Here is a 22,130-nt window from a genome sequence, read left to right as displayed (position 1 = left end):
GGCAGGACCCGGGACTTGCCTGTTCGCGGCAGGCTGAGCGTCGCTCCGCCGGATGGCAGCATCGGGGAGGAAACGGGGCCATTGCGGCGCGATTCCGTGGCAGAACCGGGGCAGGCCGCGCCCGCGGGCGTCATTTGGAGGGCCCGGGATGCCGGGCAGATCGCAGGTCCGCTTCGCCGGGCGGATGATGGCGATGGATGACGCCGCCGGGGCGCGCCAAGCCAATCCCTGGAGCGGCTGGACGCGTGCCGCTGCTGGTGCCCGTCGCCTGGAGCGGGGTCTGGATCGGCCCCCGGGGCGCTGGCCGTGCTCGCGCCGGTCCGCGCCTGGACCTGGATGAACCCCGGCTCTTTCCGCCGCCCGCCTCGACCGGGGCCTGGATGTCCCGCGGCGTGGCGGGAGAGCGGATCTGGCTGGCCGCCGCGCCCGGCGGACGGCTCGAGCATCACCGCCCGGTGCTGCGCGCGCTGGCAGGCGCGGGGCCGGCCGGAACCGCGCTGCTGCTTGCCGGGATGGCGTTCCCCGACCCGGCCATGGCCTTCACCGGGCTTGCCGTGGCGATGGCGGCCAAGCTCCGGGCCCTCGACCGCATGGGATGGATCGAGGCCGGGCACCGCCGGGAGCAATGAAGAAGGGCCCGGACGGTGGCAGCCGTCCGGGCCCGTGCAAGGCCTGTCAAAGCGCGCCGGGGATCAGCCCAGCAGGTCGCGGACCTTCTGCGCGGCAGCCTCGCCGGTGATGCCGAACTTCTCGTAGAGCGTGCCGGCCGGGGCGGAGGCGCCGAAGCCTTCCATCCCGACGAAAGCGGCCTTCTCGCGGCGGCCGCGCTCGTCGCAGAGCCAGCGGTCCCAGCCGAAGCGGACGCCTGCCTCGATCGCGACGCGGACCGGGCCCGCGGGCAGGACCTTGCGGCGCCAGGCCTCGTCCTGCTGCTCGAAGAGCTCCCAGCAGGGCATCGAGACGACGCGGGTGCCGATGCCTTCGGCCTCGAGGATCTCGCGCGCCTTCATGGCGATGGCGACCTCGGTGCCGGTGGCCATCAGGATCGCCTGCCGCTTGCCGGTGGCCTCGGCCATGATGTAGCCGCCGCGCGCCGTCAGGTTCTTGACGCTGTAGGTGTCGCGCAGCGCCGGGGTGCCCTGGCGGCTCAGCGCCAGCACGGTCGGGGTCGAGGTCTGCTCCAGCGCGATTTCCCAGGCTTCGGCGGTCTCGGTCGCGTCGGCCGGGCGGATCACCAGCGTGTTCGGCGTGGCGCGCATCATCGCCAGATGCTCCACCGGCTGGTGGGTCGGGCCGTCTTCGCCGAGCCCGATCGAGTCATGGCTCAGCACGTAGGTGACCGGCACGCCCATCAGCGCCGAGAGGCGCATCGCGCCACGGGCATAGTCGGCGAAGCACATGAAGGTGCCGCCATAGGGCTTGATCCCGCCATGCAGCGCCAGGCCGTTCATCGCGGCGGCCATGCCGTGCTCGCGGATGCCGTAATGGATGTAGCGGCCCTTGCGGTTCTCCGGATCGAAGACCTCGATCCCGCCCGCCTTGGTGTTGTTCGAGCCGGTCAGGTCGGCCGAGCCGCCGACGGTTTCCGGCGCGACCGGGTTGATCGCCTCGAGCGCGGCCTGCGAGGCGGCGCGGGTCGCTAGCTTCGGCATCTCCTCGGCATACTGCTTCTTCAGCGCGCGCACGGTGGCGGAGAGGCGCTTCGGCGCCTGGCCGGACATGACGCGGGCGAATTCGGCCTGGCGGTTCGGGGACATGCCCTCGAGCCGGGCGGTCCATTCGGCATGCTCGGCGGCGCCGCGGCTGCCGATCGCCTCCCAGGCGGATTTCACGTCCGCGGGGATCTCGTAGGGGCCGTAGTCCCAGCCATAGGCGGCCTTGGCATCGGCGACGACCTTCGGATCGGTCAGCGCGCCATGGCCCTTCGGCGTGTCCTGTGCCGCCGAGCCGAGCGCGATATGCGTCTTGCAGGCGATCATCGAGGGCTTGCGGGTCTTCTTCGCCGCGGTGATGGCGCGGTCGATATCCTCGGGGTCATGGCCGTCGCATTCGAAGACCGTCCAGCCGGAGGCGCGGAAGCGCATCATCTGGTCGGTCTTGTCCGCCAGATCCACGGTGCCGTCGATGGTGATGTTGTTGTTGTCCCACAGCACGATGAGCTTCGACAGCTCCTGCTTGCCCGCCAGCGCGATCGCCTCCTGCGAGACGCCCTCCATCAGGCAGCCGTCGCCGGCGATGCAGTAGGTGTAGTGGTCGACGAGCTTGCGGCCGAAGCGCGCGCGCAGCACTTCCTCGGCCAGCGCGAAGCCCACCGCATTGGCGATGCCCTGGCCCAGCGGCCCGGTCGTGGTCTCGATCCCCGGGGCGTGGCCGTATTCCGGATGCCCGGCGGTCTTGGCGCCCCACTGGCGGAAGTTCTTGATCTCGTCGAGCGTCATTTCCGGCGCGCCGGTGAGGTAGAGCAGCGAGTAGAGCAGCATCGAGCCGTGGCCCGCCGACAGGATGAACCGGTCGCGGTCGGCCCAGTCCGGCGCCGAGGCGTCGAATTTCAGGTGCTTCTCGTACAGGACGGTGGCCACGTCGGCCATCCCCATCGGCATGCCGGAATGGCCGGAATTCGCACCTGCGACGGCGTCGAGGGTCAGGGCGCGGATCGCGGCCGCCTTCTTCCAGTGCTCGGGATGCGTCTCTTGGGCGGGCATGATGGTCACGTGAGGTCTCCTCGTCCGGCTGTGTGGCTGGTCCGGCAAAGCGGTTGCTCATGCGCCCGGAAGGGCGCGTCGGTCGCCTCTTAGCAACACATCAGTAATGTGCAAGCGCTAACAAGGCTGCGACCGGGGGCTTGACGGCTGTTTGCCGCTCAGGGCGGGGTGCTCGGGCCTTGCTCCCTCCGGTCAAGTCTGTAGTCATGGGTGCAAGAATACGAGAACCGGGCGGCAGCGCTACAGAACGGGCAACGGGCATATGAGCGATTTGGACACGATAGCCGCGCGCTTCGAGGCGGCACTGGGGGCCATCGGACAGCGGCTGGCGGCGGCGGCGGACCTGGTGGCGCAGGAACGCGCGCGGGCAGAGGCGGCCGAGTCGGCTGCGGCAGAGGCGCGCGACGCGCTGGAGGACCTCGCCCAGGCGGACGAGGCGCAAGCCGGGACGGCGGAGCTTGCCGAGGCGGCCGAGGCGGCGGAGGCCCGCGCAGCGGCGGCCGAAGCGCGGGTGGCGGAGCTCGAAGAGGCGCTCGGCTCCGGGGCGGATGCCTCCGAGCTGGAAGCGGCCCGGGCGGAGGCGGCCGAGATCGGCGGCGAGCTGGCCGAGGCGCAGGAGGAGATCGCCGCGCTGAAGGACGCGCTGGAGACGGCGCGCAACGAGGCGGCCGATCCGGCGGAGCTGGCCGCGGCGCGGGCCGAGGCCTCGCAGCTCGGCGGCAATCTGGCGGCCGCCCAGGAAGAGGTGGCGCGGCTTTCCGAGGCGCTGGCCGCGGCCGAAGGGCAGGCGGCGGCGGCAGAGGAGCTCGACGCGGCGCGCGGCGAGAACGAACGGCTCTCCGGGGAACTGGACGGCGCGCGCAGGGACAGCGAGCGGCTGGCCAGCGAGGTCGAGCAGTGGAGCGCCGAGGCGGAGCGCGTCACCGAGGCGCTGGAGCAGCAGCGCGGCGAGGCCGAGGCGATGGCCGCGCTCGCAGGCGAGGCCGAAGAGCTGCGCCCGGCGCTGGAGGCCGCCCGTGCGGAGGCCGCGCTGGCCGCCGAGGGGCTCGCGGCCGCGCAGGCCGAGGCCGCGGCGCTGTCGGAGCAGCTCGAGGCGATGCGCAGTGCCGATCGCGGCCAGGCACTGGCCTCGCGCCAGGAGGCCGAGGCGCTGCAGGCGGTGCTGACCCGCTCGGAGGCGGCGGTGGCCGAATTGCAGCGGGTCAATGCCCAGCTCAGGACGAACAATGCGGCCCTGCGCGGCGCGATCGAGGCGGGGCTGTCCGAGGCGGCGCTGGTCGACGAGGCGCTGAAGGCCGATCTCGCGGCGCTGGAGGCGGCCCGCGCCGCCGACCGCGCGGAACTCGACAGCATTCTCGCCGCGCTTTCCCCGGCGCTGAAGGAGGACGGACATGCCTGAAGTCACCATCAATATCGGCGGGCGCGGCTTCGACGTGTCCTGCCAGGAGGGCGAGCAGCCCTTCCTGGAATCCGCGGCACGGCTGCTCGATGCCGAGGCGCAGGTGCTGATGCAGCAGATCGGCCGGATGCCGGAACTGCGGATGCTGCTGATGGCCGGGTTGATGCTGGCCGACAAGACCGCCGGGCTGGAGGACCAGGTCGCCGAGTTGTCGGCGAAGATCGCCAGCCACGAGGCGCTGATCGAGGAGCTGCACGCCCGCGCGGCCAAGCCCTCGGCGCTTTCCGGCCCGATGGCCGACCGGCTCGAGGCCCTCGCCTCCGAAGCGGAATCCCTGGCAGGCGCCTCCTGACGAGGGGGCGCTCCGGCGTCCCGTGCCGAGCGCGAGGGGCCAGCGATGCCTGTTCGCCCGGCCGGAGCGCCATCAAGGGCCGGTCCCGGCGGCGCCCCGTCAAGGTGCCCCGGGGCGGCGGGTGCCCGGTCTTCGCAGACCCTCGAATGATTTCCGAATGCGGCGGGCAAGGGGCCGGGCATTTCCGGCATCTGCCTGCAGATAGCGCCCCCGGTCCCGGTGGTGTCATGCACGGCCTTGCGGGATCGGCACGCGGTCGAAGGCATGGCTGGACGGAAGACCGCGGCGGGCGCTCCCGTGCCTCGGGACCGCCCTTTCCGCGATGTCTGGGACCTCGGTCATATTGGGTTGAGAGCACTCCCATGTTCAGGGCATGTGCAGAGCGCTGGATTTGCGCCGGTGGCGCTCTCGCCTGACCGTGATGATCCCGCTGTCAGCCTGTCGACGGCAGCGAGCGATTGATCCGCCCGGTGAATTTGCAGCCACGCGGCCATGGGCGAGCGGCCCGATCCTGTCCCGGGGCGAGCTGCGGGATGGCGGTTCTTCGGAGAGGCCCGGATGCGGTCACGGGGCCGCGGCGGCCGGCCCGAGATCGCGGGAGCCCGTCATGCGGAGGAGGTTGTGAATGACAAGGGCACTGCGGGGGCAGCTATGCTCGGTCTCGAGCGTCCGCGCGCGGATGAGGCGGATTGCAACGGCATGGTTCGGAAATATCGCCCCGCGTCGGCAGAACGCACTTTCCCGCGGAGCGCCTGTTCCGGAAGGTTGGTCGAGAGCCTCCGGGGGCGATGGTCTCTGGGAGGTCGAGGCAGGCCAGGATGTCCTTGCATGTGCCGCCCGTCATCTCGCCCAGCTTGGACAGTTCTTCACGCAGAATGCAGGCGGCAATGTCTCGCCGCGGCTCTGGCGCTCCGCGCGTTCATCGCAGAGCACCGTCACCACGGCCGTGGGGTGCCTGCTCCAGCGGTCAGAGGGGCGTTCGCTAGCTAAGGGCGCGCCTTTGCGACGGGAAGGCCTGCTGCAACTTTGGAGAAGCCAGTTTGATCATCTAGTGCTGGCGGCATCCCTGCAACACGGAGCACCGGGATTTCCCTGTCGTCCAGCGCCCACTGGAACTTGCGCTCGCGCGCAGGCCGGTTTCGTCCGTCGGCTGCGCGCAGATAGTCCTTCCGGTCCTGGCGCCAAGGCCTGCCATGCCCGATCAGGGTTCCGGCGGGCCCGGCATTCTGATCGCGGGCGCTGTCTTCCCGGCAGGCGCAATTGAGGGACCGGACCGGATCGCGGACCCTTCCCGAGGAGAAGGACGGGGCTCTGGCGGCGACGGGCGGTTTTCGCTGCCGCGGAGTTGAGAGAGTTGCGGTGGGCCGGGGGTGCGGCCGCGAAGACGCGGGGACGGGGCATGCGCGGGGCGATTTTCCGGGACATTGCAGATGCCGGGGGACGGGGCGGTCCCGGATCGTCGGAAATCCCTGTTGCGCCCGACCGGAAGGTCCGGAGGAGCAGGGCGCCTGGACGTTGCGCAGGGGCGTGCGGGCGCGTCGCCGTGGCGGACCGGATGGCGTGGCCGGTCGCGGATCGGCCACGCCGGGCGAGGACGCGGAGGCGGCGGCGCGGCGGCGAGGGCGAGGCTCCGGCGCTGCGGCCGGAGCGGGACTGGTCAGGCGGAGGCGCGCAGCGCCGCGATCATGCGGGCGACATTCTCGGGATCGGCGTCCGGCGTGATGCCATGGCCGAGATTGAAGATATGCGGCCCCTTCGAGAAGGTCTCGCGGATGCGGCGCACCTCGGCGTCGAGCGCTTCGCCGCCGGTCACCATGTGCCCGGGCGCCAGGTTGCCCTGGACGCAGGTCAGGGGCTGCAGCTCGGCCGCGGCCCAGGCGGCGTCGAGATGCTCGTCGATCGCCACCGCCTGCACGCCCGCAGTCTTGGCGAAGCTGACGTAGTTCTCCTTCGAGGTGCCGCGCGGGAAGCCGATGACCGGCACATCCGGATGGCGCTCGTGCAGCGCGCGGGTGATGGCGCGGATCGGCGCCAGAGAATAATCGGCGAAATCCGCGCCCTGCAGCGAGCCCGCCCAGCTGTCGAAGAGCTTGATCACCTCGGCCCCGGCCTCGACCTGCGCCGAGAGATACTCGATCGTCGCGTCGGTGATGCGCTGGAGGAGCGCCTCGAAGAGCGCGCGGTTCTCCGCCTTGAGCTTGTGGGCCGGGCCCTGGTCGGGGGTGCCGTGCCCGGCGATCATGTAGGTCGCCACCGTCCAGGGCGCGCCCGCGAAGCCGATCAGCGCGGTCTCGGCGGGCAGCTCCGCCTTCAGGATGCGCAGCGTCTCGTAGACCGGCGAGAGCGTGGCGTGGATGCCGGAGGCGTCGCCGAGCGCGGCGAGCCCGGCCTCGGTCGTCACGGTGGAGAGCTTCGGGCCCTCGCCCTTGACGAAGCCGACCTCGAGCCCCAGCGCGTCGGGGATCAGCAGGATGTCGGCGAAGAGGATCGCGGCGTCGAAGCCGAAGCGGCGGATCGGCTGCAGCGTCACCTCGGCGGCCAGTTCGGGCGTGTAGCACAGCGTCAGGAAATCCCCGGCCTTCTCGCGGGTGGCGCGGTATTCGGGCAGGTAGCGCCCGGCCTGCCGCATCATCCAGATCGGCGGAACGTCCAGGGTTTCGCCGTTCAGGCTGCGCAGGAGCTTCTTCGTTTCTGCCATGGGATCCTCATGCTCGTCAGGCCGTGACTGCCGGGGCGGGCGGGCAAAGTCAATGCATCCCGCCGGGGCGATTGCAGAAGCCCGGAGGGGGCGCTAAAGCGGGCGCCATGACCCAGCACATGCCCACCCCCGCCGATCCCCTGAAACTTGGCACGCGCGGCTCGCCGCTGGCGCTGGCGCAGGCCAACGAGACCTGCGACCGGCTGGCCGCGGCGCACGGGCTGCCGCGCGAGGCCTTCGAGGTGGTGGTGATCCACACGACCGGCGACAACCGCGCGATGATCGCGGCGGACCGGCCGCTGAAGGAGATCGGCAACAAGGGGCTCTTCACCCGCGAAATCGAAGAGGCGCTGACCCGCGGCGATATCGACCTGGCGGTGCATTCGATGAAGGACATGCCGACCGAGCAGCCCGCGGGGCTGGTGCTTGACTGCTACCTGCCGCGCGAGGATGTCCGCGACGCCTTCGTCTCGCCGGTGGCGGGCTCGATCGCCGAGCTGCCCGAGGGGGCGGTGGTGGGCTCCTCGAGCCTGCGGCGCCGCGCGCAGCTGGCCAACCGGCGGCCCGACCTGCAGCTCGTCGAGTTCCGCGGCAATGTCCAGACGCGGATGCGCAAGCTGGAGGAGGGCGTCGCCCAGGCGACCTTCCTGGCGATGGCGGGGCTGAACCGGCTGGGCCTGGCGGAGCTGGCGCAGGGCGCGATCGATCCCGGCGACATGCTGCCCGCGGTCGCCCAGGGCGCCATCGGCATCGAGCGGCGCAGCGCCGACAGCCGCGTGGCCGGGCTTCTCGAGGCGATCCACGACATTCCGACGGCGCAGCGCCTGGCGGCGGAGCGGGCCTTCCTGGCCGCGCTCGACGGCTCCTGCGAGACGCCGATCGCCGGGCTGGCGCTGCTCGAGGGGGGCTCGCTGCGGCTGCGCGGCGAGATCCTGCGCCCCGACGGCTCCGAGGCGCTGAGCGATGCCGCGAGCGCGCCGGTGGAGGATGCCGCCGAGCTGGGCCGCGCCCTTGCGGCCGGGCTCCTCGGCCGTGCGGGGCCCGGCTTCTTCGACTGGCGGGGCTGAGCCCTCAGCCCGCCGCGGGCGGCGCGCCGCCGTCCAGCACCCGCTGCAGCAGCACCAGGTCGAGCCAGCGGCCGAACTTGGTGCCCACCTGCGGCATGCGCCCGGTTTCGGCAAAACCGCGGCCCAGATGCAGCGCGATCGAGGTTTCGTTCCCGGCCTCGATCCCGGCGACCAGCACATGGATGCCGCAGCCCGGCGCCGCCGCGATCAGCGCGTCGAGCAGCTTGCCGCCGGTGCCGCGCCCGCGCAGATCCTTGCGGACATAGATCGACAGCTCGGCCGTGTGGCGGTAGCCGTCATGCGGGCGGAATGGGCCGAAAGTGGCATAGCCCAGCAGCGTGCCGTCCTCGCAGGCGGCGAGCACCGGAAAGCCCGCGCCCTGGCGTTCGGCGATCCAGGCGGCGCGGTTGGCCGCATCCACCTCGATGTCGTTCCAGATCGCGGTCGTGGCGGCCACCGCGTCATTGTAGATCGCCGCGATTGCCGCGGCATCCGCCTCCGTTGCCTGCCGGATTTCCATGGCCCTGCTCCTTGCGTCTCCTGACGCCCGAAATAGGCACCAAGTGCTGCCGAAGGCCAGAGGCGGATGCCGCGCGGCCGGCATTCCTTGCAAGCCCCGAGGGGCTGCGTCACAAATCTGTTGCGGAGCGCCTGCTATAGCGGCGCAAAATCCCCTGCGCGCCGCCCGGCGCAGCGGGCCGAGCGGAGACGGATGATGGACGGCTACAAGGACGAGAACGAGATGGACTGGCTCGAGGCCGAGCTTGCGGACACTCTGGACGAGGACTACGAGCTGGAAATGTCCGAGCCGGCGCTGTCCCTGGAGATCCGCAAGATCTACGAGAAGGCGCATCCGCCCAGCCTCGAGCGCAAGGACTATTTCCGCAAGCTCCTGTTCCTGCAGTCCGAACTGATCAAGATGCATGACTGGGTGCAGCATACCGGCGAGAAGGTCGTCGTGCTGTTCGAGGGGCGCGACAGCGCGGGCAAGGGCGGCGTCATCAAGCGCATCACCCAGCGGCTGAACCCGCGGGTCTGCCGCGTCGTGGCCCTGCCGGCGCCCTCGGAGCGCGAGAAGACCCAGTGGTACTTCCAGCGCTATGTCCCGCATCTGCCCGCCGCGGGCGAGATCGTGCTTTTCGACCGCTCCTGGTACAACCGCGCCGGGGTGGAGCGGGTGATGGGCTTCGCCACCGAGGACCAGGTGGAGCAGTTCTTCAACGACGTGCCGGAATTCGAGCGGATGCTGGTGCGCTCGGGGATCCGGGTCATCAAGTACTGGTTCTCGATCACCGACGAAGAGCAGCAGATGCGCTTCCTGATGAGGATCCATGATCCGCTGAAGCAGTGGAAGCTGTCGCCGATGGATCTGCAGTCGCGCGTCCGCTGGGAGAACTACACCCTGGCCAAGGAGGAGATGCTGGCGCGCACCAACATCCCCGAGGCGCCCTGGTACATCGTGCCTGGCAACGACAAGAAGCGCGCCCGGCTCAACTGCATCGACCACCTGCTGACGATGATCCCCTACGAGGCGGTGCCGCATGAGGAGGTCGTGCTGCCCGAGCGCAAGTACAACCCCGAATACGAACGCTCGGTGCTGCCGCCCGAGCTCTACGTGCCGTCGAAATACTGAGTGTTTCAGCCGCCCCGCGGCGATGTGAGCCCGCGTGGGGCGGCCGCGGCTTGATCCGGCGGGCGCGGGCGGGGCCTATGCGGGCACTGTCCCCGCCAAGGAGCCTTGCCCCGTGCCCGAGCTGAGTTTCGCCCGCCTGCCAGAGATCGATCCCGCGCGGATCACTGCGCACATGTCCGATCCGCGCATGGCCGCGCACATGCCGCTGCTGACCGGGTCCTGGGACGCAGCCGCGACGGAGGCGTTCGTCGCCGCCAAGGAAGCCTGCTGGACGCGCGACGGGCTCGGCCACTGGGCCTTCCTCGCCGACGGGGACTATTGCGGCTGGGGCGGCTTCCAGAAGGAGGGGGCGGAATGGGATTTCGGCCTGGTGCTGGAGCCCTCGTCCTTCGGGCTCGGCCCGGCCATCGCCCGCAAGGCGCTGGCCTTTGCCCGGGCGGATGCGCGCATCCCCTTCGTGACCTTCCTGCTGCCGCCCACGCGCCGCCATCTGGGCGCGCTCGCCCGGCTCGGCGCGCGGCCGGAGGGCGAGGTGGCGCATGAGGGCGCGCGCTTCCTGAAATTCCGGCTGGAGACCCCGGGACAGGCTGCGCCGCCGGGCTGAAGCCGCCACCATCGCTTGGGGCATTCGCCAGGGCCTGCGCGGGCGATCGGCTGCCTCATCCGCGTGCCAAAGGCGCCGGCGTTGCCCCGGGGCAAGTAGCGTTTCATCCCTTGCGGAGTTGACCGGAAGCCGCCCCGTCTGGGGGAGAGGCGGCGATCCTCCGGTACGATGGAAGACCTCCGCTTGCGGCCGGGAGGGCACTCATGGGCGGGCCATCTTCCCGAGCATGGCCGAGGCATCGAATAGCGACGTGCCTGCGCTCCAGCCCGGACCGCCTTCCTTCGATTCAAATGGTTTCGGACGAGAATGCGGGTTTCTCGACGGCATCCTCCGGTCGCCGCCACCGACTGTCCGGTTGTCACGGCCCTTGCCGCACGCTGCCAGCCCGGATTTCTGCCTGGCCCTGGCCGGGGGCCGCAAAGGCCCGCCCGGCGAAACAGCGGGGGGCAGGCTTGGAGCATCGGTCCGGATCCGGCTGGACGCGGTCTCCTCCCGGACCGGCTCCTAGCGGATCCCCCGGACCCCTCCTTCAGCGCCCTGCAGGCAGTTCGGGCCAACGGGAGGCATTCCGGCGGCGGGCCGGGCGCGCACCGACGCGGCTCCGGCAGAGGCCATCCGCGCGCCCCTTGCCGCTTGCATGCATCGGGCGGGTCGGACCGGGGCCGCGCAGGACCACGGGAGGCCGCATCCGTTCGAAGAGGTGCAAGCGGCGGATACTGTTGAAAAACGCCAGGTGCGGTCGAGAGGAGACCCGAAGCTGGAACCTTGTTCCCAAGCTTGGCTGAAGACGTCGGATACCGAAGCACTTGCGCCCAATCGCGGAACGTTTTCCCTCGAGTTGACGGTCCGCGGGCAAAGTTGCGAGTTCTTCAACAGCTTCGGCTGGCGGCATCCGCTTGCCTCCGCGGAGCTCGGGAACAGCCGGGGCGGGTCGCCTCGGCGCAAGCAGCCGGTGCCATCCTTGCCGGGAGATGCCGCGCGGCCGGGGCGGGCCCGGTTGCGCGGCCCGGCCACTGGTCAGGGATCGAGCCGCTTCTCCTCGAAGAAGCCCCAGAGCAGGGCCGTGGCCGAGGGGCCGTCGGGATTGGCGAACTCGCCTTCGCCGTCGCCCGGCCAGAAATGCGTCTCGATGATGTCGGGTCCCTCGAAGAACACGGTCTCGGTCACGGTGCGCCCCGCGGCATCGGCGAAGCGGGCGTGGTTGCAGGGCATCGCGGCGGTGCTGCAATCCTCCTGCCAGACCGGATCGGGCAGGGCGGCGTAGAAGCGGATCCAGGAGGCGGCGAGGTTCTGGCCGTTCTCCACCGGCACGCGGCAGTCGTTGAGGCTGTGGATCACCATCAGGGGCACCAGCCGCCGCTCGCCCGGCGCGTCCTGCTCGGCTTCCATCTCCGCGGCCATCTCCTCGGGGTCGTCGCGCAGCGTCGGGATGGTGCAGCCCGGCAGGATGCGCACGGCCCAGGCATCCTCGGCATAGCCGAGCCCGGCCACCGCGCCCGCGGCGGCGATATCCTCGGAATAGGCCACCGCCATCACAACCGACATGGCCGCCCCGGAGGAGAGCCCGGCGATGTAGCGCCGCGCCGGATCGGTGCCGAGCTCGCTTTCCGCCAGCGCCATCATCCGGCGGATATCGCCCGGCTCGCCCGCGCCCTCGCGCTGGTGCTCCTCTTCCCAGAAGCCCCAGCAATTGGGATTGCGCCAGCCCTCGAAGCTGGTGACGAAGGGGAAGAGCACGGCGAAGCCCTCGGCGTCGGCCAGCGCGCGGAAGCCGGTCTGCTCGATCATGTCGTCATTGGTCTGCTTGCAGCCATGCAGGATCGTCACAAGCGGCGCGCTGCCATCGGCGGGCAGGCCCTCGGGGACATAGAGCGCATAGTCGCGGTCGCGGCTGCCGGGGGTTCCGGGCTCGGCGGCCAGCGTGGCGCGGCGCAGCTCGCCCGCCTGGAGCAGCGCGGGGGCGAGGAGAAGGATCAGAAGCGGCAGCAGGCGCATGGGGCAGGGCTCCGGTCGGGGACGGGGACGGGATCGGGGGGCAGGCTCGCGCGGATCATAGCGCATGTGAAGGATTCTCTGCGGTGCGGAAATGCCTACCTGCGGGCCGGGCGGATCTGCTAGGGGCGGGCAGGAGGTGCCGCAATGACCGATATCGAGCCCGCGATCCGCCTGGCCGGAGAGCTGATCTGCGCCGACGAGGCGGAGGCCGGGACCGTGCGCCGCCATCTGCCCGGGCATATCCGCGCGACCCTCGCCGAGCCCGGCTGCCTGTCCTTCGAGGTGGTGCCCGGCGCCGCGCCGCTGGTCTGGCAGGTGCGGGAGCTTTTCCGCGACCGCGCCGCCTTCGAGGCGCACCAGGCCCGCGCGGCGGCCTCGGACTGGGGCCGGGCGACAGCCGGGATCCGCCGGGTCTACGAGATTTCCGAAGTGCCCGTCCGACGGTAGCGGATGCGGCTGACCTGGTCCTTGCGCGGGCCGGTCACGTGCCATTCGGTCTCCCAGAACGCTGCTCCGGCGCGGTAGCGCCCGCGATAGAGGTCGTCGCCGCAGTGATGGACGAGCTCGGCCTCGGGATCGGCCGGGTCGAGCACATGGAAGAGCCGCCCGTCGGCGAAGAGCACCCGCACGGGCGGCCCGAAGCGCCAGAGATAGCGGCGGGTGGCGGCGAAGCTCTGCCCGCCGGGCAGGGTCAGCACGCCCTCTTCGTCGTAGCGGAGACCCCCGTCGTCGGGATGGAACCGCGCCAGCCCCTCCAGCCGGGCCGTGCCGCCGGTGCGCGCATCCGCGATCTGCCGGGTGACGGCCCAGGTTCCGGCCAGGCCCGCCGCGGTGAAGAGGCGCTCTGCCGCGGGCAGGCTTGCGCCGGGCGCAGCTTCGCCGTAAGGGCGGGGCGCCAAAGCGCCGCAGGAAAGGTCCGACGATGATCCCACGCTATTCCCGTCCCGACATGGTTGCCATCTGGTCCCCCGAGACCAAGTTCCGCATCTGGTACGAGATTGAAGCCCATGCCTGCGATGCGCAAGCCGAACTGGGCGTTATCCCGAAGGAAAACGCGGCTGCCGTCTGGAAGGCGAAGGACGTGGATTTCAACGTCGCGCGCATCGACGAGATCGAGGCCGTGACCAAGCATGACGTCATCGCCTTCCTGACCCACCTGGCCGAGATCATCGGCAATGACGAGGCGCGCTTCGTCCATCAGGGCATGACCTCCTCCGACGTGCTCGACACCACGTTCAACGTGCAGCTGGTGCGCGCCGCCGACATCCTGCTGGCCGACATGGACAAGCTCTTGGAAGCGCTGAAGCGCCGCGCCTTCGAGCACAAGGACACCGTCCGCATCGGCCGCAGCCATGGCATCCATGCCGAGCCCACCACGATGGGCCTGACCTTCGCGCGCTTCTATGCCGAGATGGACCGCAACAGGACCCGCCTGCAGGTGGCGCGCGACGAGATCGCCACCGGCGCGATCTCCGGCGCGGTCGGCACCTTCGCCAATATCGACCCGGCCGTCGAGGAGCATGTCTGCGCCAAGATGGGCCTGAAGCCCGAGCCGATCTCCACCCAGGTGATCCCGCGCGACCGCCATGCCGCCTTCTTCGCCGCGCTCGGCGTCGTGGCCTCCTCGATCGAGAATGTCGCCATCGAGATCCGCCACATGCAGCGCACCGAGGTTCTGGAAGCCGAGGAGTTCTTCTCCAAGGGTCAGAAGGGCAGCTCGGCCATGCCGCACAAGCGCAACCCGGTCCTGACCGAGAACCTCACCGGCCTGGCGCGGCTCGTCCGCATGGCCGTGGTCCCGGCGATGGAGAACGTGGCGCTGTGGCACGAGCGCGACATCTCGCACAGCTCGGTGGAGCGCAATATCGGCCCCGACACCACCGTGACGCTCGATTTCGCGCTGTCGCGGCTGACCACGGTGATCGACAAGCTGGTCGTCTATCCCGACAACATGCTGGCCAACATGAACAAGTTCCGCGGCCTCGTCATGTCGCAGCGGGTGCTTCTGGCGCTGACCCAGGCGGGCGTGAGCCGCGAGGACGCCTACCGCCTCGTGCAGCGCAACGCGATGAAGGTCTGGGAAGAAGGCAAGGACTTCAAGACCGAGCTCCTGGGCGATGCCGAGGTGACCGCGGCGCTGAGCCCGGCGGAGATCGAGGAGAAATTCGACCTCGGCTACCACACCAAGCATGTCGACACGATCTTCTCGCGCGTCTTCGGCAGCTGATCGCGCACCCGTGGCGCCCTGAGCGGCGGCACGGACCGGAAAATCGCGCAGGCCCCCGGCGCGGGGGCCCGCGTAAACCCCGCGTTAAGAGGCATCGGTCAAGTCTGGCTCCGACGGCAGAAGTCAGAGGAGCCATGAGCCAGATGCCAAGCCTCGCGACCGCGGGCGGGATGCCCGCGCTGACCCAGCAGCGAAAGGCCGCGATCATCGTGCGCGTCCTGATGCAGGAAGGGACGGAGCTCGATCTCAGCGACCTTCCCGAGCACCTGCAGGAGCTGCTGACCCACGAGATGGGCGCCATCCGGCAGATCGACCATGCGACGCTCGACGAGGTGGTGCAGGAATTCCTGGCCGAGCTCGAAAGCGTTGGCATGACCTTCCCCGGCGGGCTGGCCGGCGCGCTCGACGCGCTCGACGGCACGATCAGCCCGTCGACGGCTGCGCGCATCCGCAAGCAGGTCGGCGTTCCGGTCCACAAGGAGCCCTGGACCGCGATCCAGGGGCTCGAGAGCGAGCAGCTGATGGCGGTCATGGAGAACGAGAGCGACGAGGTCGCGGCGGTGATCCTGTCGAAAGTGCCCGTCCCGAAAGCCGCCGACATCCTCGGCAAGATGGAGAGCGAGCGGGCGCGGCGCATCGCCTTCGCGATCCAGCGCACCAGCGGCATCGATCCCGAGACGGTGCAGACCATCGGCTCCTCGATCGCGACCCAGCTCGCCTCGCGCCCGGCCCTGGCCTTCAGCGACGGCCCCGTGCAGCGCGTGGGCGCGATCCTGAACTCGACGGCGGCACTGACCCGGGACGGCGTGCTCGAGGGGCTGGAGGAGAAGGACTCGGTCTTCGCCGAGGAGGTGCGCAAGGCGATCTTCACCTTCGGCAACATCCCCATGCGGATCGACCCGCGCGACATCCCCAAGATCACCCGTGCCGTCGACCAGGCCGTCCTGGTCACCGCGCTCGGCGGCGCGCAGGGCGGCGGCGACGAGAAGGCCGGGGAGTTCATCCTGGAGAACATGTCCCAGCGCATGGCCCAGCAGCTGCGCGACGAGGTGCGCGACCAGGGCAAGGTGAAATCGAAGGACGCTGAGGAGGCGATGGGCAACATCGTGGCCGCGATCCGGGAGATGGAAGCAGCCGGCGAGCTGATCCTGCTCAGCGACGAGGAAGAGGAAGAGGCCCAGGCGTGAACCGGGCCAGGGCGGTCAGGGCCTTTGCGGAGGTCATGCCATCCCGAGCGTCCGGCGTTACAGGTCCGGTCAGCCTCCGTCATGGTGCTTGTATCATCCTGGATGGCTCCCGCATGGCAGGGCTCATCGCGAGGACCCGGCGTCTGGCCGCGGGCAGTCATCTCTTCGGCCTGTGACGGCCGCGCAATGTCGGATCCGCGCGGGATGTCCTGGGGGAGCGCGCCGATTCGTCCCCGGGCCTGAAAGAACCGGCTGACCAGCAGGCCAATCGGCATCCGGCCCGGGGACGGCAGGTGCGCGCGCTGGCCCGCCCCGGCGACCGCCGGGCATGGTCCCTCCATTGACGCTACGATGCCGAACTCGTCCAGATGCGCGCGGATCGCGCATAGCGGCCCGGGTCCGCTGGCGCAGCCGGGAGTCCCGTGCCTTGCGGGCCATCCGAAGAGTTTAGCAGGCTGCTGAAAAAGGAATCCAGGGCCTCGCTGTCGAGGAATTCGTTCCGGATCTGGTCAGGTGGTTTCTTCAGGGATGGGCAAGTCCAGCCGCTTTCAGGACGCTTGTTCCAGTTTTGCCCCCAGCTCCCCGGCCAAACGGACTTTCAGCGCCCTGTTAGGCCGCTTCGCTGCCGATTGGCCCGGCGGCATCGAAGGCCGGATCGTCCTGTGCCGTCCACCCATCCCCGGACCGATGAGACGCTGCGCTTGCGGTTCCGGGCCTTCGCGGGTCGTCCCGGCGCCTGCATGGGCGTTTTCCCGTTCTTGCGCGGCGTCACATGAGACGGCGGCACCGGTCGGACGTCGCGTCCGATCCTGCGGAGTTCGCCGACCCGGTGATGCGCATCGGCACAGGCCTTCATGCGGATCGCGCGGTCCCGGCGATGCGCACCGGCGCAAGACTTCACGCCGATCACGAGGGGGAGGAAGCTGCGGGAAGACGTCGGCATCCGGCGCCGCGGCAGGGCGACAGCGCCTTTTGAAACCGCACCGCGGACCGGGAAGACGCACTTGCCGTGATCGATGCCGGCCCCGACCACCTGCGTCATCGACGGCTCCTGTCATGGCGTCGTCTGGCAGCCCCGAAATACCAGATTGCGAGGCCGGGGGCAGGAGGCCTCCATGCGGTCAGTGGCGCGACCTTGTGCTCCAGCCGCGGGCTGGGATCATCCGCTCCGCCCTCCTTGGCGGGCTTGGCACGGTTGCCGCGCCCTAGTCGTCAATGGACTGCACCTCCGGCCGTCAGCAGCTCCCCCGGCGTGCTGGTCGATCGGCTGCGGAACGGCGCTTCGAACGCAGTCCCGCCCGGCTGCAGCGATCTTCCGGGCGCAGTCCGCTTTGCTCCGGACAGGTTTTCGGAGTCTGGCTGGGCCATCAGGGCTGTGGCGCCGGTCTGCAGGTCCGCGTGCCGGGTGCCGCCCGGCCGCTTTCGGCGCCGGGCCGCGCGGCGGCGGGCGCTGCGATTGCCGGCCGGGCCGATCCCCGTTAAGACCGGCGGGAGGCGGCAGGGCCGCCCGGACGGAGTTTGCTGATGGCGAAAAAGACCAAATCCAGGAGGCGGGCCGCCTTCGAGGCCGGTGCGATCCGCGCCCTTGTGACCTGGCCGCGGATCCTGCCCTTCCGCCTGCGCTGCGCGCTCGCCGCCTGGCTCATGGCCTGGGTCGTGGCGCCCGCGGCCGGCTATCGCGCCCGCATCCGCGCCAATCTGGCCCATGTCATGCCCGAGCTGCCCGAGCGCGAGGTCCGCCGGCTGATGCGCCGCGTCCCCGCCAATGTCGGCCGGATGCTGACCGAACTGGCCGCGGGCGAGGAATTCGCCGAGCGGCTGCGCGATGCGCCGGTCACCGGCCCGGGGCTGGCGGCGCTCGAGGAGGCCCGCGCCGCCGGTCGGCCGCAGCTGCTGGTCTCGGGGCATTTCGGCAATTTCGACGCGATGCGCGCGGTGCTGTCGCGGCGCGGCTACCGGATCGGCGCGATCTACCGGCCGCTCAACGACAAGATGCTCGATGCCGAGTTCCTCGCCATGCTCAGCGCGATCTCTGAGCCGGTTTTCGCCCGCGGCCGCTCGGGCCTGGCGAAGATGATCCGCCACCTGCGCCAGGGCAACGCGGTCGCCATCCTGCCCGACCAGCACGTCAACAAGGGCGCGCTGCTGAGCTTCTTCGGCAAGCCCGCGCCGACGGCGCTTTCGGCGGCGGAGATGGCGCTGAAATACGATGCCGTGCTGGTGCCGCTCTACGGCATCCGCCAGCCGGATGGCAGCTTCGAACTGGTGATCGAGGAGCCGGTGCCGCATAGCGACGCGCGGACCATGACCCAGGCGCTCAATGACAGTCTCGAGGCGCGGATCCGGCAGAACATGGACCAGTGGCTGTGGCTGCACCGGCGCTGGAAGCCCGAGCGCCAGGCCCGCAGGGCGGCGCGGAAGGCGGCCGGGGGCTGAGCCCGGCGGGCCGCCTCAGCGCGCCAGAGCGGCGGCGATGACCGGGCCCTGGCCGCGCTTCTGCAGGAGCACGGCCACCGGCTGGTCGCCCATCACCGGCAGGTCGTATTCCTCGGGCGCGTCGCCCGACCAGAATTCCGCCAGGTGCCAGTCGGTGACGACATTGGAATAGGTGATCTCGCGCCCGGCATTCTCGCCCTTGCCGATCTTCACCGTGGCCTCCGGCTGGAAGCGCACGACATAGAGCTCGGAGGCGTCGACCGGCTTCGAGACCGGCGAGACGGTGACGCGGACGAGATCGCCCTCGCGCACGGCCGTGATCCTGGCCTCGGGCTGGTGCTGGCGCAGCTTGCCGATGACGGAATTGACCTTCTCGGCCTTGTGGCCGACCACCGCCGCCTGGCCCTGGATGACGAGCTGCGGGGTGTAGACCATCCGCTCGCCGAAGCCCTTGGCGTACATCTTCTGGCGCTGGCCGTTCTCGCGGCTGCCGAACGTGTCGGTCCAGCCGATATAGTCCCAGTAGTCGACATGGAAGGAGAAGGCGAGCACGCCGTCTTCGCTTGACAGCTCGTTGAGCAGCTCGTCCGCGGGCGGGCAGGCGGAACAACCTTGCGAGGTATAGAGTTCAAGGACCACCACCGGATCCGCGGCCGCCGCATTTGCCATCAGGGTCAAGCTCATGCAGGTCGCGCCGATGAAATGTCGCATCTCTGTCCCGTTCTTCCGCAAGTACAACGAAGGGATAGGCCATCGACCTGCCACGCGCCAATCACCCTTTTGAGAGAGCTGGGGCGAGTGTTGCGCGGGGTGCGCATTTTTCGCATGCAATGGTATGCAAAAAGCCGCACCCCCTTGCCGCGCGGGGGGAAGGAGGCCCATATCCGGTGCGCATCGACCCACTTACACGGGAGGCATGACCCCATGACCATTCAAGTCGGAAACGACACCTCCAAGACCCGCAAGACCCTGACGGTCGGCGGGAGCAGCATCGCCTACTATTCGATACCCGCGGCGCAGGAGGCGGGCCTGGGCGACTTCTCCAAGCTCCCGGCGGCGCTGAAGGTGGTGCTCGAGAACATGCTGCGCTTCGAGGATGGCGGCCGCACCGTCTCCGTCGAGGACATCAAGGCCTTCGCCGAATGGGGCGCCAATGGCGGCCAGAACCCGCGCGAGATCGCCTACCGTCCGGCGCGCGTGCTGATGCAGGACTTCACCGGCGTTCCGGCCGTGGTCGACCTCGCGGCCATGCGCGACGGGATCGTGGCGCTCGGCGGCGATCCGGACAAGATCAACCCGCTGAACCCGGTCGACCTGGTCATCGACCACTCGGTCATGATCGACGAGTTCGGCAATCCGCGCGCGTTCCAGATGAACGTGGACCGCGAATACGAGCGCAACATGGAGCGCTACGTCTTCCTCAAATGGGGCCAGAAGGCGTTCAACAATTTCCGCGTGGTGCCGCCGGGCACCGGCATCTGCCACCAGGTGAACCTGGAATACCTCGCCCAGACCGTCTGGACCGACGAGGACCAGTCGGGCGAGACCGTCGCCTATCCCGACACGCTGGTGGGCACCGACAGCCACACGACCATGGTCAACGGCGCGGCCGTCCTGGGCTGGGGCGTGGGCGGCATCGAGGCCGAAGCGGCGATGCTGGGCCAGCCGATCTCGATGCTCATCCCCGAGGTCGTCGGCTTCAAGCTGACCGGCGAGATGGTCGAGGGCACCACCGGCACCGACCTGGTGCTGAAGGTCGTCGAAATGCTGCGCAAGCATGGCGTGGTGTCGAAATTCGTCGAATTCTACGGCCCCGGCCTCGACAATCTGCCGCTGGCGCAGCGCGCCACGATCGCCAACATGGCGCCCGAATACGGCGCGACCTGCGGCTTCTTCCCGATCGACGACGAAACCCTGCGCTACCTGCGCACCACGGGCCGCGACGAGGAGCGCATCGCGCTGGTCGAGGCCTATGCCAAGGAGAACGGCTTCTGGCGCGGCCCGGACTACGACCCGGTCTACACCTCGACGCTGGAGCTCGACATGGGCACGATCGTCCCGGCGATCTCCGGTCCGAAGCGTCCGCAGGACTTCCTGCCGCTGGAGGGCGCGGGCTCGGCCTTCCGCAAGGTGGTCGCGGGCTTCCGCGGCATCGACATCTCGGGCGAGGCCGAGGACATGGCCGCCGAGGGCGACACGATCGTCGCCGAGCGGCCGCTGATCCGCACCGCCAAGGTCGATGGCGAGGAATACGAGCTGAAGGACGGCTCGGTCGTGATCGCCTCGATCACCTCCTGCACCAACACCTCGAACCCCTATGTGCTGATCGGCGCGGGCCTCGTCGCCCGCAAGGCGCGCGAGCTGGGGTTGAACCGCAAGCCCTGGGTCAAGACCTCGCTGGCGCCCGGCTCCCAGGTCGTGACCGACTACCTCGAGGCCGCGGGCCTGCAGGAGGATCTCGACGCGGTGGGCTTCAACCTCGTGGGCTACGGCTGCACCACCTGCATCGGCAACTCGGGTCCGCTGCAGCCCGAGATCTCGAAATCGATCGCCGACAACGACCTGATCGCCACCGCGGTGCTCTCGGGCAACCGCAACTTCGAGGGCCGGATCAGCCCGGATGTGCGCGCCAACTACCTGGCCTCGCCGCCGCTCGTGGTGGCCTATGCGCTGGCGGGCGACATGAATATCGACCTCGCCAAGGATCCGATCGCCGAGACGCCGGACGGCAAGCCGGTCTATCTGAAGGACATCTGGCCGAGCGACGCGGAAATCGCCGAGCTGGTCGACAGGGTCGTCACCCGCGAGGCGTTCCAGTCGAAATACTCCGACGTCTTCAAGGGCGACGAGAAATGGCAGGCGGTGGAAACCACCGACGCCAAGACCTATGACTGGCCGCCGAGCTCGACCTACATCCAGAATCCGCCCTATTTCCAGGGCATGACGATGGAGACGCATCCGATCACGGATGTGGAGGGCGCCAAGGTCCTGGCGGTGCTGGGCGACATGATCACCACCGACCACATCTCGCCGGCGGGCTCCTTCAAGGAATCCACCCCGGCCGGGAAATACCTGACCGAACGCCAGGTCGCGCCGCGCGAGTTCAACTCCTACGGCTCGCGCCGCGGCAACCACGAGGTCATGATGCGCGGCACCTTCGCCAATATCCGCATCAGGAACGAGATGCTGGACGGTGTCGAGGGCGGCTACACCAAGGGCCCCGACGGCGAACAGACCTCGATCTTCGACGCGGCCATGGCCTACCAGGCCGAGGGCACGCCGCTGGTGATCTTCGGCGGCGAGCAGTACGGCGCGGGCTCCTCGCGCGACTGGGCGGCCAAGGGCACGGCGCTTCTGGGCGTCAAGGCGGTGATCGCGGAGAGCTTCGAGCGGATCCACCGCTCGAACCTGGTCGGCATGGGGGTGATCCCCTTCGAGTTCACCGGGGGCGACACCCGCAAGACGCTGGGCCTGACCGGCGAGGAGACGGTGTCGATCAAGGGGCTCGAGGGCGTCAAGCCGCTGCAGGAGGTGCCCTGCGAGATCACCTTCAAGGACGGCACCACCAAGACCGTCACGCTGAAATGCCGGATCGATACCGGCGTCGAGATCGAGTATATCGAGAACGGCGGCGTGCTGCATTACGTTCTGCGGAACCTGGCGAAATCCTGATCCGCAGGGCAGGGGGCCGGTTCCGGCCTCCCGCCTGACGCCGTCCGCTGCAGGCGGCCCAGTCCGACCCCGGCCGAAGAGCCGGGGTCTCTCCGTTTCCGCCGGGCGGTTCATCCTCACAAGATTTTCAGGCGCCATGCGGCAAGCTGTCATGTAGG

18 protein-coding genes are annotated in these 22,130 nt (G+C 69.8%); 11 read left to right on the top strand and 7 right to left on the bottom strand.

The genetic code is table 11. From position 1 onward, the window contains the following. Positions 1-197: 197 nt before the first annotated feature. A complete protein-coding gene (locus FGX59_RS39575) occupies positions 198-629 on the top strand; it encodes a DUF6653 family protein (RefSeq protein WP_370295757.1) in 432 nt (143 codons plus the stop codon). Between the two features lie 63 nt (positions 630-692). On the opposite strand, the gene tkt is transcribed toward FGX59_RS39575, so the two are convergent. Continuing rightward, positions 693-2,711 carry a transketolase gene (gene tkt, locus FGX59_RS04860; RefSeq protein ID WP_370295755.1) on the bottom strand — a complete coding sequence of 673 codons (2,019 nt, stop codon included), beginning with the start codon at positions 2,709-2,711 and terminating at the stop codon, positions 693-695. 253 nt (positions 2,712-2,964) lie between these two features. Here tkt and FGX59_RS04855 point away from each other — a divergent pair, with 253 nt between their 5' ends. Then, a complete protein-coding gene (locus FGX59_RS04855; protein ID WP_138465400.1) occupies positions 2,965-4,101 on the top strand; it encodes a hypothetical protein in 1,137 nt (378 codons plus the stop codon). Further along, positions 4,094-4,453: a cell division protein ZapA gene (locus FGX59_RS04850; RefSeq protein ID WP_138465399.1), complete on the top strand. Its 360-nt coding sequence runs from the start codon at positions 4,094-4,096 to the stop codon at positions 4,451-4,453. Before FGX59_RS04855 ends, FGX59_RS04850 begins: the two co-directional genes overlap by 8 nt. A 1,657-nt stretch (positions 4,454-6,110) precedes the next feature. Here FGX59_RS04850 and hemE read toward each other — a convergent pair. Continuing rightward, positions 6,111-7,151, bottom strand: a complete 1,041-nt coding sequence (gene hemE / locus FGX59_RS04845) for a uroporphyrinogen decarboxylase (protein WP_138465398.1) — start codon at positions 7,149-7,151, stop codon at positions 6,111-6,113. 107 nt (positions 7,152-7,258) lie between these two features. Here hemE and hemC point away from each other — a divergent pair, with 107 nt between their 5' ends. Further along, the gene (gene hemC / locus FGX59_RS04840) at positions 7,259-8,218 is read left to right on the top strand and encodes a hydroxymethylbilane synthase (RefSeq protein WP_138465397.1); all 960 of its coding nucleotides are present in this window, start codon (positions 7,259-7,261) and stop codon (positions 8,216-8,218) included. A gap of 4 nt (positions 8,219-8,222) precedes the next feature. On the opposite strand, the gene FGX59_RS04835 is transcribed toward hemC, so the two are convergent. Beyond that, a complete protein-coding gene (locus tag FGX59_RS04835) occupies positions 8,223-8,738 on the bottom strand; it encodes a GNAT family N-acetyltransferase (protein ID WP_138465396.1) in 516 nt (171 codons plus the stop codon). A 195-nt stretch (positions 8,739-8,933) separates the two neighbouring features. Between FGX59_RS04835 and ppk2 the strand changes: the two genes are divergently transcribed. Next, complete coding sequence (gene ppk2 / locus FGX59_RS04830) at positions 8,934-9,851, top strand: polyphosphate kinase 2 (protein ID WP_138465395.1); 918 nt, start codon at positions 8,934-8,936, stop codon at positions 9,849-9,851. A 172-nt stretch (positions 9,852-10,023) separates the two neighbouring features. Then, positions 10,024-10,455, top strand: a complete 432-nt coding sequence (locus FGX59_RS04825; protein WP_370295795.1) for a GNAT family N-acetyltransferase — start codon at positions 10,024-10,026, stop codon at positions 10,453-10,455. A 1,017-nt stretch (positions 10,456-11,472) separates the two neighbouring features. On the opposite strand, the gene FGX59_RS04820 is transcribed toward FGX59_RS04825, so the two are convergent. After that, the gene (locus tag FGX59_RS04820; RefSeq protein WP_171060513.1) at positions 11,473-12,450 is read right to left on the bottom strand and encodes a PHB depolymerase family esterase; all 978 of its coding nucleotides are present in this window, start codon (positions 12,448-12,450) and stop codon (positions 11,473-11,475) included. A 144-nt stretch (positions 12,451-12,594) separates the two neighbouring features. On the opposite strand from FGX59_RS04820, the gene FGX59_RS04815 reads away from it, so the two are divergent. Further along, the gene (locus FGX59_RS04815; RefSeq protein ID WP_138465393.1) at positions 12,595-12,897 is read left to right on the top strand and encodes a putative quinol monooxygenase; all 303 of its coding nucleotides are present in this window, start codon (positions 12,595-12,597) and stop codon (positions 12,895-12,897) included. Here the strand turns inward: FGX59_RS04815 and FGX59_RS04810 are convergent. Next, a complete protein-coding gene (locus tag FGX59_RS04810; protein WP_138465392.1) occupies positions 12,864-13,349 on the bottom strand; it encodes a DUF6314 family protein in 486 nt (161 codons plus the stop codon). The two genes, FGX59_RS04815 and FGX59_RS04810, sit on opposite strands and share 34 nt — an antisense overlap. Before the next feature lie 23 nt (positions 13,350-13,372). On the opposite strand from FGX59_RS04810, the gene purB reads away from it, so the two are divergent. Both purB and FGX59_RS04800 read left to right on the top strand, forming a co-directional pair. Further along, entirely contained in the window at positions 13,373-14,677 is a 1,305-nt protein-coding gene (purB, locus tag FGX59_RS04805) for an adenylosuccinate lyase (protein WP_138465391.1), read from the top strand. A 134-nt stretch (positions 14,678-14,811) separates the two neighbouring features. Next, positions 14,812-15,864 (top strand): flagellar motor switch protein FliG, encoded by a 1,053-nt coding sequence (locus FGX59_RS04800; RefSeq protein ID WP_138465390.1) that lies wholly within the window; start codon positions 14,812-14,814, stop codon positions 15,862-15,864. Positions 15,865-16,462: 598 nt separating this feature from the next. On the opposite strand, the gene FGX59_RS04795 is transcribed toward FGX59_RS04800, so the two are convergent. After that, the gene (locus FGX59_RS04795) at positions 16,463-16,906 is read right to left on the bottom strand and encodes a hypothetical protein (RefSeq protein ID WP_138465389.1); all 444 of its coding nucleotides are present in this window, start codon (positions 16,904-16,906) and stop codon (positions 16,463-16,465) included. A 482-nt stretch (positions 16,907-17,388) separates the two neighbouring features. Here FGX59_RS04795 and FGX59_RS04790 point away from each other — a divergent pair, with 482 nt between their 5' ends. Further along, positions 17,389-18,300 (top strand): lysophospholipid acyltransferase family protein, encoded by a 912-nt coding sequence (locus FGX59_RS04790; RefSeq protein ID WP_138465388.1) that lies wholly within the window; start codon positions 17,389-17,391, stop codon positions 18,298-18,300. A gap of 15 nt (positions 18,301-18,315) precedes the next feature. Here the strand turns inward: FGX59_RS04790 and FGX59_RS04785 are convergent, their stop codons facing one another. Beyond that, the gene (locus FGX59_RS04785; protein WP_240722248.1) at positions 18,316-18,984 is read right to left on the bottom strand and encodes a thioredoxin family protein; all 669 of its coding nucleotides are present in this window, start codon (positions 18,982-18,984) and stop codon (positions 18,316-18,318) included. A gap of 240 nt (positions 18,985-19,224) precedes the next feature. On the opposite strand from FGX59_RS04785, the gene acnA reads away from it, so the two are divergent. Further along, positions 19,225-21,972: an aconitate hydratase AcnA gene (gene acnA, locus FGX59_RS04780; protein ID WP_138465386.1), complete on the top strand. Its 2,748-nt coding sequence runs from the start codon at positions 19,225-19,227 to the stop codon at positions 21,970-21,972. The last annotated feature ends 158 nt before the right edge of the window (positions 21,973-22,130 follow it).

The sequence above is a fragment of the Poseidonocella sp. HB161398 genome (assembly GCF_005870025.1).
Classification (GTDB): Bacteria; Pseudomonadota; Alphaproteobacteria; order Rhodobacterales; family Rhodobacteraceae; genus Mangrovicoccus.
This window is presented reverse-complemented; position numbering and strand designations above follow the sequence as displayed.

Excerpts from the sequence above, each read along its gene's own strand:
- FGX59_RS39575 (WP_370295757.1), top strand. The coding sequence starts at position 198 with ATGACGCCGCCGGGGCGCGCCAAGCCAATCCCTGGAGCGGCTGGACGC.
- FGX59_RS04855 (WP_138465400.1), top strand. The coding sequence starts at position 2,965 with ATGAGCGATTTGGACACGATAGCCGCGCGCTTCGAGGCGGCACTGGGG.
- FGX59_RS04850 (WP_138465399.1), top strand. The coding sequence starts at position 4,094 with ATGCCTGAAGTCACCATCAATATCGGCGGGCGCGGCTTCGACGTGTCC.
- hemE (WP_138465398.1), bottom strand. The coding sequence starts at position 7,151 with ATGGCAGAAACGAAGAAGCTCCTGCGCAGCCTGAACGGCGAAACCCTG.
- hemC (WP_138465397.1), top strand. The coding sequence starts at position 7,259 with ATGACCCAGCACATGCCCACCCCCGCCGATCCCCTGAAACTTGGCACG.
- FGX59_RS04835 (WP_138465396.1), bottom strand. The coding sequence starts at position 8,738 with ATGGAAATCCGGCAGGCAACGGAGGCGGATGCCGCGGCAATCGCGGCG.
- ppk2 (WP_138465395.1), top strand. The coding sequence starts at position 8,934 with ATGGACGGCTACAAGGACGAGAACGAGATGGACTGGCTCGAGGCCGAG.
- FGX59_RS04825 (WP_370295795.1), top strand. The coding sequence starts at position 10,024 with ATGTCCGATCCGCGCATGGCCGCGCACATGCCGCTGCTGACCGGGTCC.
- FGX59_RS04820 (WP_171060513.1), bottom strand. The coding sequence starts at position 12,450 with ATGCGCCTGCTGCCGCTTCTGATCCTTCTCCTCGCCCCCGCGCTGCTC.
- FGX59_RS04815 (WP_138465393.1), top strand. The coding sequence starts at position 12,595 with ATGACCGATATCGAGCCCGCGATCCGCCTGGCCGGAGAGCTGATCTGC.
- purB (WP_138465391.1), top strand. The coding sequence starts at position 13,373 with ATGATCCCACGCTATTCCCGTCCCGACATGGTTGCCATCTGGTCCCCC.
- FGX59_RS04800 (WP_138465390.1), top strand. The coding sequence starts at position 14,812 with ATGAGCCAGATGCCAAGCCTCGCGACCGCGGGCGGGATGCCCGCGCTG.
- FGX59_RS04795 (WP_138465389.1), bottom strand. The coding sequence starts at position 16,906 with ATGACGCAGGTGGTCGGGGCCGGCATCGATCACGGCAAGTGCGTCTTC.
- FGX59_RS04790 (WP_138465388.1), top strand. The coding sequence starts at position 17,389 with ATGGCGAAAAAGACCAAATCCAGGAGGCGGGCCGCCTTCGAGGCCGGT.
- FGX59_RS04785 (WP_240722248.1), bottom strand. The coding sequence starts at position 18,984 with ATGAGCTTGACCCTGATGGCAAATGCGGCGGCCGCGGATCCGGTGGTG.
- acnA (WP_138465386.1), top strand. The coding sequence starts at position 19,225 with ATGACCATTCAAGTCGGAAACGACACCTCCAAGACCCGCAAGACCCTG.